The sequence below is a fragment of the Bradyrhizobium jicamae genome (assembly GCF_001440395.1).
Taxonomy (GTDB): domain Bacteria; phylum Pseudomonadota; class Alphaproteobacteria; order Rhizobiales; family Xanthobacteraceae; genus Bradyrhizobium; species Bradyrhizobium jicamae.
This window is the reverse complement of record NZ_LLXZ01000135.1, coordinates 31,771-32,073: the sequence shown is the minus strand read 5'-3', so window position 1 is coordinate 32,073 and position 303 is coordinate 31,771. Positions and strand designations below refer to the sequence as shown.

Below are 303 nucleotides of genomic sequence, written 5' to 3'. Positions count from 1 at the left end.
CGGTCGTCGCGGCGCTGGCGGTGGCCGTGGTCGCCGCCGCCACGCTGGCGGGCGCCTGGTTCTTCCAGCTCGTGCTGGATATCCGCCCCTGTCCGCTCTGCCTCGAACAGCGCTATGCCTATTATCTCGCGGTCCCGCTCGGCCTTCTGGTGGCGTTTGCCGCCTCGCGCGGGGCGCCGCGGCAGGTCGTGCTGGCCGGGTTCGCGGCGCTTCTGCTCGCCGCGCTGGCCAATGCCTGGCTCGGTGGTTATCACGCCGGCGTCGAATGGCAATTCTGGCAGGGCCCGACCGATTGCTCCGGCC

1 pseudogene is annotated in these 303 nt (G+C 71.6%); it reads left to right on the top strand.

Annotation, left to right across the window (positions count from 1 at the left end):
• A pseudogene (locus CQ12_RS46545) lies at positions 1-303 on the top strand (disulfide bond formation protein B); the annotation flags it as partial.